The following is a 14819-nucleotide window of genomic DNA, read 5'->3' on the forward strand; positions in this document are numbered from 1 at the left end:
AAAGCATTTAATTGGTGCCTCGGGCGGCTCGAACCCAGTAAGAGCTTTCCAACATCGGAGCTGTGACAGGTTAGGGGCTCAAGCCGCGAATGGCGTGGCCTCGCCTACTCGACTATTCAACCAGTCGGAAGGGGTGAAAAAAAATCATCCTATTCAGGGTCAGGAAAAAAGCCCTATAATTGCTAACGAAAGTAATGTCCCAATTGACTCCATTTGGAGAGATGGGAATCCCGGTGAACGATAAAGTATCCGAAAGTTTATCGGATGGTATACTTTCGGGCAATATTCATCGGATTCGTCTTGTGCGATAGTGATGTACAGCATGGGGTGTTTCCGCTTTTTTGGCATGTTTCACTGCAACATTAGGTTGGTTGGTTTAACAACAATTGGAGGTTGGTAGATGATGTTTGGCTTTAGAGCGAAACGTAAGAGGCGATTGCTGCCTTTGGTGCTTTCTTGCGCGCTTGCTTTCAGTTTGACGGGACCGGTGCCGGTTTCTGCAAACGGACAACAGGACGGTCTGGGTGGGGCAGGGCGAGCAGACGGACGGCAAACGATAAGCGAGTCCGTGTATGCATCCGTTCCGAAATCCGCATCCGCGGCGGGGACGCCGCTGGCATGGAATGTGCTGACCAAGGTAGGCGGAGACCAGCAGGTAACTTTCAGCGTCGATAATAAAATTAGTCCGGACGGCCGGTTTGTCGGGTTTGCGAATCCCGTTGTGGATCCGGAATCGAGCGACTTCCACACCAAGCTGACGGTATACGACCGGACGAACGGCAGTTTCGATAGCGTGCTGCCTTCCACGTTTAACAATGACGTTATTGAATTTTCGATGACGCCGGATGCCCGGTATTTTGCATTTACGGCGAAAAATTTGAAGGATGACAGCATGCCTCAAGTTTATGTGCTCGACCGGCAAAGCGGATCGATTGAGCTGATCAGCAAGCTGCCGGGAGGCGGCGCGGCCGCCGGAGAGAGCGAGCATCCATCCATCAGCGCCGATGGCCGTTATGTCGCCTTCCAGTCGGCTGCGGTTCAGTTGGTGCCGGACGATTCGGACGATTATACAGACGTCTTCGTATACGACCGGGTAGCCAAAATGATGGAACGCATCAGCAAGCCGGCAATCCCGCCCGAGCCGCACGATTCGCGTAACGGCTTTAGCGAGCGGCCGTCCATTAACGCCGATGGCCGGTATGTGGCGTTCGAATCGTTCTCCGATCTGTTGATTCCGGATGATCGCAACAGTATGAAGGACGTCTTCCTGTATGATCGCACCGACAAGCGAATGAAGCGGATCAGCGTTTCGAACACGGGCGAGGAAACGTACCATGAGAGCTATCGGGCGTCGATTAGCGCCGACGGCAATGTCGTCGCGTTCATGTCGGATGCCGTCAATCTGGTGCCTGGCGACACGAACAACAAAACGGATATTTACGTGTACCGTCACGTGCAAGGAACGGTCGAGCGCGTGTCGTTCGCTCCGGACGGAAAGGAGGATATGGAAGACAGCACCGATCCGTTCGTCAGCGCGGACGGCAAGTATGTCGCCTATTCGAGGAACATTCCAGACTCTTCGGGCGACCTTCTCGATAAGGCGGTCATCAGCGATCTCGAGGCTCATACCGTAATTCCTGTCACCGTGCCTGACGCTCCATATCCATTGAAGCTGCCCGAGCGGCTCGCTGTCGTAAGCAATGGAGGCGAAATTGTCGCCTACAATTCGTTCTATGAGGCATATAGTCCGGAAATCGGCAACTACTTGACACACGGTCTGTTCATCGCATCCCGCGTCAGCGGCGGAAGCGCTCCGACATGGCCGGCGGGCAGCAAGCTTGAAGCGTCTGCAATCGGCTCCGACACCGTGACGCTTACTTGGCCGCATGCGACCGATGTTAAAGGAATTTCGGGTTACCGGCTGTTCAACAACAACACATTGGCCGACTACATTCCGTATCCCGAGCATACTTACAAGGTGACCGGGCTGCAGGGAGGGACGGATTACGTTTTTCGCGTGGAAGCCGTCAATGCAGACAATTTGATGAGCAGCGGCGGACCGGCTTACACGCTCAAGACGCCTCCGGACGAACGGAGCTTCAAACTTTCCTGGGTGGTGGACCGTTACGCGAACGGGATGCCTGCGCCGAACAGTCTGCTGACGATCAAAGCGGCCGGCTTGCCCGGGCGTGTGACGAAGGCGACGGTCACGTACCAAACATGGCTGGACGAACAAAACAACCGTCTGCCTAGCCCTAGAACGGCCAGCGAGGTTGTGCCGCTTTCGGAGCTAACGACCGAGCCCGGCCAATATCTCGGTACGTTTACCGTCCGACACGGCATCGCGGAGCTTACTTCGCTCACGGCGACGATGGCTGACGGAGCGGGAGGCACGATTGAACGGACCGCGCCGGAATGGCCGCTTCAGGTTGCCGGTACTTTGCAAGTCACGATCGCAAATCCGGGGAACGTCGATATGAATGGAGCCGGACTATCGGTATGGAGCTCGAAGTATGGAGGAAGGAGCCTGCGAGTAAGCGGCGGCGATCCAATTGTTATTGAAGGCCTTGCAGCGGGCGACGACTATATGGCTGCGCTGCAGAAATCCGACGGAAGGCCATGGGTCAGTCAACCGGCAGTTCGCGTAGAGGCCGGCCTGCAAACCGATCTCACGTTGAACGTTCCGATGCAGGCCAAAATACGATTAAAGGTAATCGATGCGAACGACAACCCTGTCCCGGATATTCGGATCGAGTTTTGGGACGAAGCGGGAGAAACATATTTAAATGTTGAAAACACCGATGCTTCCGGCTTTACGCCGTGGCACGAAACGGATGAAGTCCCCCGAACGTGGATAGCTAAAATCGATACGAAATATACGCAGTACGAAGCAGTGCCGAATTTGCCGATTGTGCTGAAGCCCGGAAATAACGAACAAACGATCAAGCTTCGTCTGCCGCCGGAGGGAATGCTTCGCGGGAAGGTGACCGATCCCGAAGGCAAGCCAGTATTCAACGCCATCGTCACGACGACGCAAATGAACAAAGAAGAAAAGCTCGTTAAGCAGTTTTATACCAATCTTAATGGCGAATACGCGGCGACGCTGTTGGCGGGCGATGCGGATGTTCAAGTTGTCATGCCGAATTATCATTATTTTTCGGATGAAGGGCTCAAGGCGACCATTCCCGAAAATGGGACGGCCACGTTTGACATTCCGTTGAAAACAATCGACCGTGGTCTCATCAAGCTTAACGTGTATGTCAAATTTATCGACGGCGATTGGCAGGGGCCGGTCGATATGCAGCACATGTCCTTTATGTCGAAGATCAGCTCCAAAACCGGAGCCGGCAGAACGAGCTATTACCAGAACTCCGTCGAGTATCAAGGCAGACCCGGCGAAGAAGTCGAGGTTTGCGTGACCGGCTCCACATATAGGCTGGGCACAGTGTGCCAGAACCTGACGCTTGACGATAACGCGAACGGTGTCGCGGAAATCCGGCTGGAGGAGAAGGGCTCGCGTGTTCGGGGGCAGCTGCCATCGTTCGCCAGCGGCCGGGCTTATGCAAACCTGTATGAGCAACTGGCAAACGGAACCGAACAGCTGGCAAATTCGGAGAAGATCGATAAACAAGGTCCGTTTGAAATTCATGTTCCGAAGGCAGGCACGTATCGTTTGGAAATCATCAGGAGAAGCGGCGAAGCCGGGCAATCGGAAACGGGGCGCGTAGAGTTTACGATCGGAAGCAAGCAGATCAAGGATCTTGGCTCGATCGCTTTCCATACGAATCAACACTTTATCCAGCCGTACGAAAATGCCTTTATGGCGCTGCCCAATCAAGCCGCGCCGGGAGGAACCGTCAATCTGCGGGCCATTTACCGTAACTCAGGCGAGACGGTAGAGGGAGCGCTGCTGAAAGTCGATATCCCGGAAGGCATGACGCCGGTTAAGGATGCAAACGGGAACATTGCGATAAGCGGAGCGAAAGGAATTGCCGTCATGAACGGTAGTGTACTGGAAATTCCGCTCGGGGACATCCCTAAGAATCTTCCGGGCAAGGTTAGCTTCAAGGTTAAGCTGGATACCGGCTTCAACCGGAGCTTTGCGAAATTGGGAGCCCATATTACCGGAACTGTGCAAAAAAAGGCGATCAACGAGCAGCTCGGCTTCATCCAGCTCGATGTCCCGGCCGTTACGATCGATACGCCGGACCGGGTCGCGGAGTCTAAGCTGACGGTAGTCGGAACGGCTCCGGCAGGCAGCCGGGTTCGGGTATACGACAGCAACGTTCTGCTTGCGGTAGTCGATGCATCGCCGGTCGGATTCTGGCAGGCGACGGTGGAGCTGGCGGATCTCGGCAGCCCAAGCGTCCATGCGCTGCGCGCCGAGGCCGATTCTAAAGGCACGGTCATGCATTCGGAGCAAAATTTCGTCCACTACGAACGAAATCAGCCGATTTTGACGGAAATGGCGATGGTTCAGCTGTCCAGCGGACGCTGGGTCCGCATGGATGTGAAGAAAGGCGTGGCCCAGATGCCGTATACGGTCGTTCCGGGCAATCCGTTCGAGTTCCAATTGAAGTTCTCGGAACCGGATAAAGTAAGCGAAGTGCAGCTCTACATGAATGGGCAGAGCGGCGATCCGATCCAGGCCGTGCGCGGTGCCGACGGTCTGTTCCGGGCAATCGTTCCGACGACCAAAGGAGCTCTGGGCGGCATTTATGTGGCGTACGAGACGAAGAAGCCGAAGCTGCAGCTGGAGCCGCGGGTGCCGACGGATGCGGAAATCCGCAGCGCGCTTCCTGCTTCCATGCGCGATTTCGAGGTCGTCTCGAGAAATCCGTTCCAATTGGAAGGCAACGTATACAGCGGCAAAGCGGTCATCAAGTTTCCGCAAGCTCCGGGCGTGACGATGACGGTGAAGCTGTCGATCGATACGAAACCGGCGGTGCCGTACAAACCGACGCTCGAGGAGATCGTGCAGGCGGAATCGACCGGCGTGCTTGTGTTTAACAGCACTCTGGACGTTGTCGAGAGCGAGCAAGCATTAAACGTTACATCGACCGGTTACATTCCCAAAAAACAGCTGCTGTCGCTAACCGGCGCTACACTCGGCATTTCGAGACAGTCGGTGCAGATGATGTCTCCGCTTGGCGGCATTGAGCTCGACGATATCCTCGACGAGATCGACCTGCCGAAGTACAATGACATGCTGAGATTTTCGTCCGACGTGCAGATTGACATCATGGAGCCGTATGGAAAGGTAAAAGAAGTAAAGGAAATGTACACGGGCTACAAGGATTACGCAGGAAAAATCAATAAAATTATGAATAATGTCGAAGTCGGCATCTCTTGCCCGGAGAATGCGGAAGTGACCGGCGAGCAAGCCGGCAAAGCGCTTCTCGTAACCGTAGGCGGAGAAGTGGCGAAAACCGCGCTCGGCGCATGGACCGGAGCGATGGCTCTGGAAGGGCCCGTCGGCATTCTTGCGGGATATGCGACGAAATATGTATCGACCAAGATCGACAGCTATGTCGATGAGCAGATCGATGCGGTAGGCGCGGGCGTGGATGCCAAAGCTTGCAAACCGGACGAGGAAGATCCGGAAGAAGAGAACATTTACAAGAAACGCGTAAAACGGCTCCCTAGAGGAAAAATCGCTTATCGCGTCGCCAAGCCGAGATGGATTTACGATCCGAGCGGTTATGTGTACGAAGCGGTTGCAGGCAATCGGTTGGAGGATGTGAAGGCTACGGTCTTGTATCGAAAACCTTCGACAAATGAATGGGCGGTTTGGGACGAAGCCGCAGATTATGCTCAAACCAATCCGCAGTGGACGGATGGAGAAGGACGCTACGGATGGGATGTGCCGGAGGGCAAATGGAAGGTCGTTTGGGAAAAAGACGGCTATGACACGGCAAACAGCGCCGAGCTTGAAGTGCCTCCGCCGCATTTTGACGTGAATATGGGCCTTGTCTCGCATCTGCCGCCTAGAGCCGATACGATCACAGCCGTAACGTATGAAGGCGGAAGCTATATCGATGTCGCCTTTACCAAGTATATCCAAACTACGATTCCGCTTGGCGATCGCACGATCACGGTCAAAGGAACGGATGGAGCGGCGATCCCGGGTACTGCCCAATATGTGAATGCCGAGCAAAGCCCGACCGGCGATAGGTTTACCCGGACGGTGCGGTTTACGCCGAATGCGGGAAGTTTGACGGCAGGCAGCACGTATCAGGTGACGATTACTCCCGGCACTATCGTGAGCTACGCCGGCGCATTGATGATCGATGAAGCGGTCAAATCGGTTCAAGCTGTCGTACGGGACATCACCGGCCCGCATCCGACGAGCGCCTCGGCGCAAAGCGGCAACCGGGTGATCCGGCTGGCATTCGATCGAGCGCTGAAGGCCGATGCGGCGTTGGATGCCGAGAAATTTAAGTTGAACGGAACGAACGCCGCCGTATTAGCGGCCGTGTTGGACCGTCCCGTTAGAGGCGAGAAGCCTCGCGACGTCATCTTGACGCTCTCCGCTCCGTTCTCCGAAGGGACGGCAGTGACGGTTGCGATCGAAGCGGGAGCGGTGCACGATGCGGGCGGCAACCCGTCTGAGGCGGCAACGGTTTCCTTGTCGGCTCCGAATGCGCTGCTTGCCAATCTGTCGATTACGAACGGCACATTGACGGCACCTTTTGCAAGCAATCAAACCGACTATACCGTCAAGGTCAACAACGACGTACAATCGTTGACTATCAATGCCACGTTGGCCGACCCGGGCGCGACGCTAGTAATCGGACGGCTGTCGGCCAAGAACGGTATGGACAAAGAAATTCAAATACCAAGCAGCGGGATTATTATCATAACGGTGCAAGCGGCGGGCCATCCGGAAATTATGCGTGAATATAAGCTGGTTGTGGAACGCACGAGCTCCGGTGGCGAACAACCCGGCGGCGAACAACCTGGAGGCCAGCAGCCTACTCCTGCGAATCCGGCTCCCGCGAATCCCCTCGATCTGGGACGCGATGCGCGCTTAACGCGTACGACCGGCTCGGACGGAGGGACGACGCTTCTTGTCGAAGTCCAAACGGCAGCGGTTCAACAAGCGCTGCAAAAAAGCGAGCAGGCCGGCCAGCTATTTTTGAACGTGACGGAAGCGGCGGATCATTATAAGGTTCAAGTGCCGGCTGACGCTTTCCGCATGCTGATTCAAGCCAAAGCGGACATGAAGCTTCGGTTGAACTCGGCCGTGATGAACGTTCAGACGGCTGCATGGTCAGGCGTTTGGAGCGACAAGATGACGGCTGTAAGCTTCGGCGTATCGAAACCGGCCGTCTCTGAAGAGCACGCCTTGCTGCGCGATATAACCGGACGTTACGGCAGCTTGAGGCCGATAACGGGCATGCTCCGGTTTGCGGTAGAAGCGCAAGAAGGGGATAAGGCGGTTTCGCTGCCGATGCCTCTTGCAACGCCGATGGCTATCGAATGGGTGCTCAAGGAGAAGCCGGGAGCGCAATCTTCCTTCGGCTTATACGGCTACGATCCGGAGTCGAAGGAATGGAAGTATTACCCGGGCGAGATCGATGCCGAGCTAAACGTAATGAAGTTTACGGCAAACGCGGCGTACATGGCAATCCTGTCGTATACCGGCACCTTCGCGGACATCGCGGATCATTGGGCGCAGCGGCAAATCGATTGGATGGCTTCGCGATTGCTGGTAGACGGGTACTCGACGGATTCGTTCAAGCCCGAGCAGCAGGTTACGCGCGCGGAATTTGCCGCGATGCTTGTCCGATTGCTCGGTCTGAAGCCGGCTACGTCAGGCAAGCCGACATTCGACGATGTCAAGCCGGTTGACTGGTTCTACGATGCGGTGCAAGCGGCGGCTGCCGCAAAGCTGGCGGAAGGAGACGACAAGGGGCAGTTTAAGCCTACCGACATCATTACGCGGGAACAGATGACCGTTATGGTATGGAGAGCATACAAGCGGTTGTATGAGCGCGAAACTCCTGTCCAGCCTGCTGAGCAAGAAAGGCTGCTCGCAGCCTTCGCCGACCGCGGCGTCATCCAGGAATGGGCCAAAGCCGATGTTGCGGAAGCGGTGAAGGAAGGCTTGGTGCAAGGCGTCGGCGATACGCGCTTCGATCCGTCGGGACCGGCAACCCGTGCCCAATCGGCTGCCCTCCTGCAGCGGATCGCGGAGAAGCTCGAGAAGAAGCAGAAGTAACAATCCGGGGACTGTCTCAAATCGGTAAAGCGGTTTGGGCAGTCCTTAGATGTCTTCGTTCAATTTATATAGAATAATGGAAAAATAAAGTATTAGACTCAAGTATCGGCGCTAAACTAAACGAACGGGCAGTATAGTTGAAAAGGAGTTTAAATGTAAATCTCGAATATCTAATGTAATCGAATAGCTAAAAATTTGATGACAGACAGGAGTTAGATACGATGATTAAAGGTTTCGGAGGAATATTTTGGAGAACCAAGAATATTGAAGTGATAAAAAAATGGTACAGTGAAGTGTTGATGATTGAAATAGAAAATTGGAATGGGACTGTGATAAAACCCCAATTAGGAAATGAGACTATCTTTTCTTTCTTTACCGAGAATGACAGTTATTTTCCAACAGAACAACAAGTGATGTTAAATTTCCAAGTACATGATCTAAACGAGACTATTAAGCATCTTGAACATATCGGTGTACCTCTTGCAAAGAAAAAAGAGAGTAGTGAATTTGGGAAGTTTGTTTGGATTGAAGATCCTGAAGGTCGACTGATCGAGCTTTGGGAGAAATAACGAGTTGAAATTCATTTGTTATTGAGGTAACGGAGACGATAGTTGAATAAGCAGCGGCAGTCTAGAACTTTATTTTCGCGTCCTGGACTGCCGCTGTCTTTTTAAAAAACTTTGAATGTGCTAAGACTAGCCCTCATAAAAAAGTTGATTTAGTGCGTTCTTCCCCTGGTAAACAGCCAGCCGCCGGCCACGAAAACGAAATAAAGCATAAGGGTAAATCCGACGCCCGTCGGCAGCGAGCCGTTGAATAACAGTGCTTTGAAAAAAGAGCCGACATGAACGCGCAGCGAAGGAATCGCCGTTCCGATCGGAATCGCCGCAATGAGCAACACCCACAGCAACCAGCCGGCAGGATGGTAGTAACCGGAGACCAGCATGCTAAGCAGCGCCATCACCATCAAATAAAAGGCGGTTTGGTAAAGAAAAGAACCTGCCAAGCCAAAGTCAACCCAATGAAACGCTACAATAAGATCAACGGTGTGCGTGTAATTCCGGAGCACGCCCGCTTCAAGCTCAAACCATAAAGAATTGAACAAAGCGATGGCTGCTGCCCAGACGGCAAAGACGAATTGAAGCGCCTTAAAATATTGCTCTCGGCTTGCGCCCAAATGTACGATGCGTTTGTAATAACTGAGCGGCAGTACGATAGCGATAGGAATCAAAATGAGAATCAGCATGTTGCCGTACGAAAGGCTGGTAATTTGACCGATGTCTGTAAAGAGGCTAACAATGAATTCTGCCAGCATTCCAAGAAGGACAAGAATAATTACGCACCAGATGTAAATCCTCATTTGCAAATAGGTTGCCTTTAAATGAACGGCCCATGCGCCCAATTTAGTGACCTCCTTCGATCAAATACGAGAAAAACTTTTGAAGTGTCAGATTTTCAATCGAAATGTCCATCTCGCGCGCCTGTTGCATGTCCCGATCGTCCAACTTCTCGTAGATAGCGACAAGTGTGCCGCGGCCATAGGGTTCCGTATATAAGACTCGCTTTCCGGCTGTAAACGATGCCACCGCTTCCAAATTTCCACGGATCAAATGAGCTGCCATTCGGATCCGATCCATCTCATCATGAAGCAGGAGGGAGCCGGCTTCAATGATGTAGACTCTTTCTGCGACTGTGGCGATTTCGTCAATCAGATGCGTAGACAGTAAAATCGTGCGCGGGTGATTGGCGTAATCCTCCAGAAGCGCCTTGTAAAACCTTTCCCGCATCAAGACATCGAGTCCGAGCACCGGCTCGTCGAATAACGTCAGCGGCGCCCGGCTGGCCAGACCGATGATGTTTCCTACGAGCGATTCCGTGCCTCTTGATAGCTGTCTGATTTTTTGGTGCGGATCAAGCCGGAACGATTTCATTAACTCATGAGCGAACGTCCAGTCCCAATTTGGATGAAAATTCGCAGCGAACTGCAAAACCTCGATAACCCGCGCTCCTCCGAAGTGTTTGTTATTCTCGCGTACGAAACAGAAATCCTTCGGAAGTTCCCCTTTGCCCAGCTTTTTTCCTCTTACCTCGATTGTGCCGTAGTTCGGGAAGATTCCGCCTGCGATCATGTTAAGCAATGTCGATTTGCCGGCGCCGTTTCGCCCGAGCAAGCCGTAAATGACGTTTTCCTCCAACTGCAGATTCAGATTCTGCAATGCGTACGTTCGGCCGTATTTTTTGCTTATATTGCCGCAAGTCAATGCTAGGCTCACGGTTCGTTCATTCCTTTCTCAACTGTTTGATCATGTCAATGATATCATCGGTTGTCAGCCCGAGTTTGTCGGCTTCATTCACCAGATTGGACAACAGTTCCTTGTAGAAACGATCTCTTCGCTTAATCTGAATCTTCTGTTCTGCATCCATCGCGACATACATGCCAAGCCCTCTTTTTTTGTACAGGATACCTTCATTGACGAGCAGGCCGATCCCCTTCACTACGGTCGCCGGATTGACTTGAAACAGTTGAGAAATCTGAGCCACAGATAGAATTTGCTCGTCCACGCGGAAAGTGCCGTTCAGAATATCGTCTTCAATGATGTAGGCTACTTGTTGGAAAATCGGTTGTTTATCGTCGAAAGTGATGTTCATTGCCCCACCTTCAGTATATCGGTATGTTATTTATCCAGCATACCATAATGGATATGCAATCAATTGTCAATCCTTCGAACGTACGATCGGTTGTTGACAATGATTTGAACATGAATTATAGTGTGCTACATGAGTGACATACTAACATGCTATGGGGCTAAAAACTTGGCAATTGGGAACTTGCGAAGTTTCAATCCTTACTATTCGAGGAGATGCGAGACGTGAAAAAATTAATCGAATTCAAAAAAGTAACGAAAGAATACAAAATAGGAGAAGTGCCGATTAAGGCGCTTGACGGCGTTGATTTTTCCATTTCAGAGGGGGAATTCGTCGTTATTTTGGGAGCAAGCGGCGCCGGTAAAAGTACGATTTTGAATATCCTTGGCGGTATGGATACGGCTACCTCCGGTCAAGTGTTTGTCGGCGATCAAGAAATAACAAGATTGGGCGAAAAAAAACTAACCGAATATCGCGGCGAGAAGGTTGGTTTTGTCTTTCAATTTTACAATTTGATTCCGAATTTAAACGCACTGGAAAATGTTGAATTTGCCGCTGAAGTATGTAAAAACCATCTGGATGCTCAAGATATTTTACATCAAGTCGGATTAAAGGATCGAATCAAAAACTTCCCTTCCCAGCTCTCCGGAGGCGAACAACAAAGAGTGGCAATCGCTAGAGCTGTCGCCAAAAATCCTTTGCTTTTACTCTGTGATGAACCGACAGGAGCTTTGGATTATGTTACCGGTAAATCCGTCTTAAAGCTTCTTCAAGACTTAAACAGGGAAACGAAAAAGTGCGTTGTATTGGTCACACATAATTCCGCAATTGCTCCTATGGCTGACAAAATTATTAAAGTAAAGAGCGGAAGGATCGAAAGCGTTACGATAAATGATGAAAAGCAAAGTGTTGAAGGGATTGAGTGGTGATGATGAAATTATTTTTAAAAATAGTAAGGGATATTAAACAATCGATTGGGCAATTTATAGCCTTAGTTTTGATTATCGCAGTAGGAGCTTTTTTCTATGCGGGGCTGGTAACTTATAGCGATAAGCTTAGTGCTTATACGAAGGATTATTTTGAAGAACATCATTTAAGCGACTTAAATGTGTATTACAGTCAAATTTCCAAAGATGATGTGGCAGGCTTAAGCGAGGTTGAAGGGATAAATAAAATAGAAGGACGTTATACGTTGGATGCCACGCAAGCCTTTGAAGATTATAAAACTTCATTAAAAATTCATTCGATCCCTGTAAAAAATGAAATCAATACGCTTACTATGATGGAGGGCAGAATCCCGACAAAAAAGGATGAAATCTCATTAGATTCCCATTATGCAAAAGAACATGATTATCATGTCGGTGATAAAATCAGTATAAATACGAACGGGAGAGATTTTACGTTTACCATTAGCGGCTTGTGCGAAAATGTTGAACATGTAAAAAAGAACGAAACACAAGACCATAAAGCCTACGGAGTAGCTTATATTGCCGAAGAGGCAATACCTATAATCGCAGACGGCTTTACCTATAATGAAATCATGATTGATGCTCAAGATGGTTACGATATTGATAAATTAGGTCAATCCATTGAAGCACAATCCAAACAACTTTCTTATTTAAACCAAGTGAGTAAAGAACGGACTTTCAATTATTCTAAAATAAATCAAACGATATATAATAATGGGATGATGAGCAAGGTTGTACCTTTCGTTCTCTTTTTGATTTCAGCTATTATCCTATTTCTTACCATGTCGAGGATGATAGATTCTCAAAGAAATCAAGTAGGTATTATGAAGGCTTTGGGTGTGAAAAACAGAACCATCATGCTTCATTACATGGGATATCCTGTACTGGCTGGTATAGTAGGCTCAATCCTGGGTAGTGCCGTTGCCGCTAGCGTATTTATTCCTTTAGTAACGGCGTCGAGTGCAAGGTCCCACTCTCTGCCTGACATTACATACTCCCTTTCATTTTATTCGATCATTCCTCCGATCCTTTTCTCTAGTGCTTTTGGACTCCTAGCATGTTACTTAAGCGGTAGAACCATATTAAAAGAACGTGCGGCACAAGCGATGCGTCCTAAACCGCCAAAGACGATGAAAAAGCTATTAATAGAAAGAGTTCCAGGTCTATGGAGTCGCATTTCCTACAGTTATAAACTCATTTTGAGAAATATTTTCTTAAATAAATCAAAAGCTATAGCGAGCTCAGTTGGTGTTATTGTAAGCACGGTTTTATTGATCACCGCTTTTGGCACGCAAACGGCCTTGCAAAAAGTAGCTGACCAAATTGAAGATGTTTATACCTATGATTTAAGAGTAGATTATACGATCGGAACATCTTCTGATACGTTAAAGCTGCCCTCCGGTATGAAAAGTAATTATTTTTTATCCACCTTTCCTGTTGAATTCATAAAAGATGATGAAAAAGAAAATGCCACTTTGGTTGTTACTGAAAAAGAAAACAGTCTCATTCATTTCTTTGACGAAAATGACAATGAGATATCTTTAGAAAACAATGGTGTGCTGGTACCCAAATCTTACGCCGAACACTATCATATTGTAGAAGGGGATATCATCCAAATAAAGTTCACAGCACCGGAGTTTAAAAATAAAACGGTAGATCTAAAGGTTTTACAAATATCCACCCAGTATTCGAATCCGTCGTTTTATATGACGCCAGCCTATTTAAAGAGCTTTGGCATAGCGTATAGTCCATCCTCGCTTTTAGTTGAAGCAACTAGCTCTACAGATCTTATAAGTGTTCGTAACTTCTTTGAACAAGATCATCAAGTAGATACAATTGCAGATAAGACGGGTCTAAAGAAATCAGCTCAATATATTTTGAAACAAAACAGTTTTGTATTTATCATGTTTACCATCTGTGCCGTCATACTCTCCTTTAGCGCCATATATACGATATCTTCCATAAACATTTATGAAAGGAATCGTGAGCTTGCCACACTTAAGGTATTGGGCTATCAAAAAAATAAAATAAACAGACTTATATTTTTTGAAAACATCTTACTAACCACATTTGCGGTACTTGTAGCTTTACCGATAAGCGGCTATATGTATGCACTTATTGTAAAGGTACTGTCTAGTACCCACCAACAAATCCCAAATAAATTGAATATTAACACAATATTTATATCTGTTATTCTTTCATACTTACTTACCATTCTGGCAAACTTGCTGCTTAGGAGAAAAGTAACCAAAATCAATATGATTGAATCCTTAAAAAGTATAGAATAATGGGGAGTTTATGAACGACCTAAACCGGCAGTCTAGGATTATATTTCCCGTCCATGGCTGCCGTTGTTTCATTAATGGGGCCAGCCTAAGAGTGAAATCATATCTTTTGCCTGATCATGTTTAATCGGCTTGACGGACGGATAGTAAGTGGTTATTATGGATACATAAAGTCTTTTATTGACGATTATCGTTCAATTCAAAGACAATGAATATCTTTTATATCTATTTTGATAGAACAAATTGCGAGTGAGAGGGGGGGGCCATGAAATAGCATTTATTGTTCTCGAATCGTAGATATAATATATCTACAAAGTATTAATTAACTTTACTATCAGAAAGGAAGATGAAATCCATGATTTGTCATTCGACTGACAGCACTTTCAAACACGATTTGTCAAACGAGGGGCTTACTCTGGTTAACTTTTGGGCATCTTGGTGCTCGCCTTGCCGCAAGTTTGCTTCCGTGCTCGAAGATTACGATGCGTCACGGCGCGGCGATGTGAGAATAGTAAAAATAAACGTGGATGAGAACGAGGAGACCGCATCCTTATTCGGCGTGATGTCACTTCCGACAACGATTTTGTTCAAAAACGGAAAGCCCGTCGACAAACAAATCGGCTATATGCCCAAAGACGTTTTGGCGGGATGGGTTGCAGCCTATTGATAACGCCGGGTTAACGAAAAGCGGTGCAT

Annotated in this window: 8 protein-coding genes; 5 read left to right on the forward strand and 3 right to left on the reverse strand. The window is 49.1% G+C overall.

Features of this window, described 5'->3' with window-relative positions:
• The first annotated feature begins 400 nt into the window (after positions 1-400).
• Positions 401-8224 (forward strand): S-layer homology domain-containing protein, encoded by a 7824-nt coding sequence (locus tag ACKGJP_RS13410; protein WP_409346134.1) that lies wholly within the window; start codon positions 401-403, stop codon positions 8222-8224.
• 221 nt (positions 8225-8445) lie between these two features.
• The gene (locus ACKGJP_RS13415) at positions 8446-8793 is read left to right on the forward strand and encodes a VOC family protein (RefSeq protein WP_409346135.1); all 348 of its coding nucleotides are present in this window, start codon (positions 8446-8448) and stop codon (positions 8791-8793) included.
• Between the two features lie 149 nt (positions 8794-8942).
• On the opposite strand, the gene ACKGJP_RS13420 is transcribed toward ACKGJP_RS13415, so the two are convergent.
• From ACKGJP_RS13420 to ACKGJP_RS13430, 3 genes are read right to left on the reverse strand one after another with little or no spacing between them, the layout of a single operon-like run.
• Positions 8943-9626 carry a hypothetical protein gene (locus ACKGJP_RS13420; protein WP_409346136.1) on the reverse strand — a complete coding sequence of 228 codons (684 nt, stop codon included), beginning with the start codon at positions 9624-9626 and terminating at the stop codon, positions 8943-8945.
• Between the two features lies 1 nt (position 9627).
• Positions 9628-10497: an ATP-binding cassette domain-containing protein gene (locus ACKGJP_RS13425; protein ID WP_409346137.1), complete on the reverse strand. Its 870-nt coding sequence runs from the start codon at positions 10495-10497 to the stop codon at positions 9628-9630.
• A 7-nt stretch (positions 10498-10504) separates the two neighbouring features.
• Positions 10505-10873, reverse strand: a complete 369-nt coding sequence (locus ACKGJP_RS13430; protein ID WP_409346138.1) for a GntR family transcriptional regulator — start codon at positions 10871-10873, stop codon at positions 10505-10507.
• 221 nt (positions 10874-11094) lie between these two features.
• On the opposite strand from ACKGJP_RS13430, the gene ACKGJP_RS13435 reads away from it, so the two are divergent.
• The 3 genes from ACKGJP_RS13435 (at position 11095) to trxA (ending at position 14790) form a co-directional block, all read left to right on the forward strand.
• Positions 11095-11799 (forward strand): ABC transporter ATP-binding protein, encoded by a 705-nt coding sequence (locus ACKGJP_RS13435; RefSeq protein WP_409346139.1) that lies wholly within the window; start codon positions 11095-11097, stop codon positions 11797-11799.
• A complete protein-coding gene (locus ACKGJP_RS13440) occupies positions 11799-14126 on the forward strand; it encodes an ABC transporter permease (protein WP_409346140.1) in 2328 nt (775 codons plus the stop codon). Before ACKGJP_RS13435 ends, ACKGJP_RS13440 begins: the two co-directional genes overlap by 1 nt.
• A 352-nt stretch (positions 14127-14478) precedes the next feature.
• On the forward strand, positions 14479-14790 hold the full coding sequence (gene trxA / locus ACKGJP_RS13445; RefSeq protein ID WP_409346141.1) for a thioredoxin: 312 nt from the start codon (positions 14479-14481) through the stop codon (positions 14788-14790).
• Positions 14791-14819: the final 29 nt, after the last annotated feature.

It is taken from the genome of Paenibacillus litoralis (assembly GCF_046244365.1).
Taxonomy (GTDB): Bacteria; Bacillota; Bacilli; order Paenibacillales; family NBRC-103111; genus Paenibacillus_V.

Excerpts from the sequence above, each read along its gene's own strand:
- ACKGJP_RS13410 (WP_409346134.1), top strand. The coding sequence starts at position 401 with ATGATGTTTGGCTTTAGAGCGAAACGTAAGAGGCGATTGCTGCCTTTG.
- ACKGJP_RS13415 (WP_409346135.1), top strand. The coding sequence starts at position 8,446 with ATGATTAAAGGTTTCGGAGGAATATTTTGGAGAACCAAGAATATTGAA.
- ACKGJP_RS13430 (WP_409346138.1), bottom strand. The coding sequence starts at position 10,873 with ATGAACATCACTTTCGACGATAAACAACCGATTTTCCAACAAGTAGCC.
- ACKGJP_RS13440 (WP_409346140.1), top strand. The coding sequence starts at position 11,799 with ATGATGAAATTATTTTTAAAAATAGTAAGGGATATTAAACAATCGATT.
- trxA (WP_409346141.1), top strand. The coding sequence starts at position 14,479 with ATGATTTGTCATTCGACTGACAGCACTTTCAAACACGATTTGTCAAAC.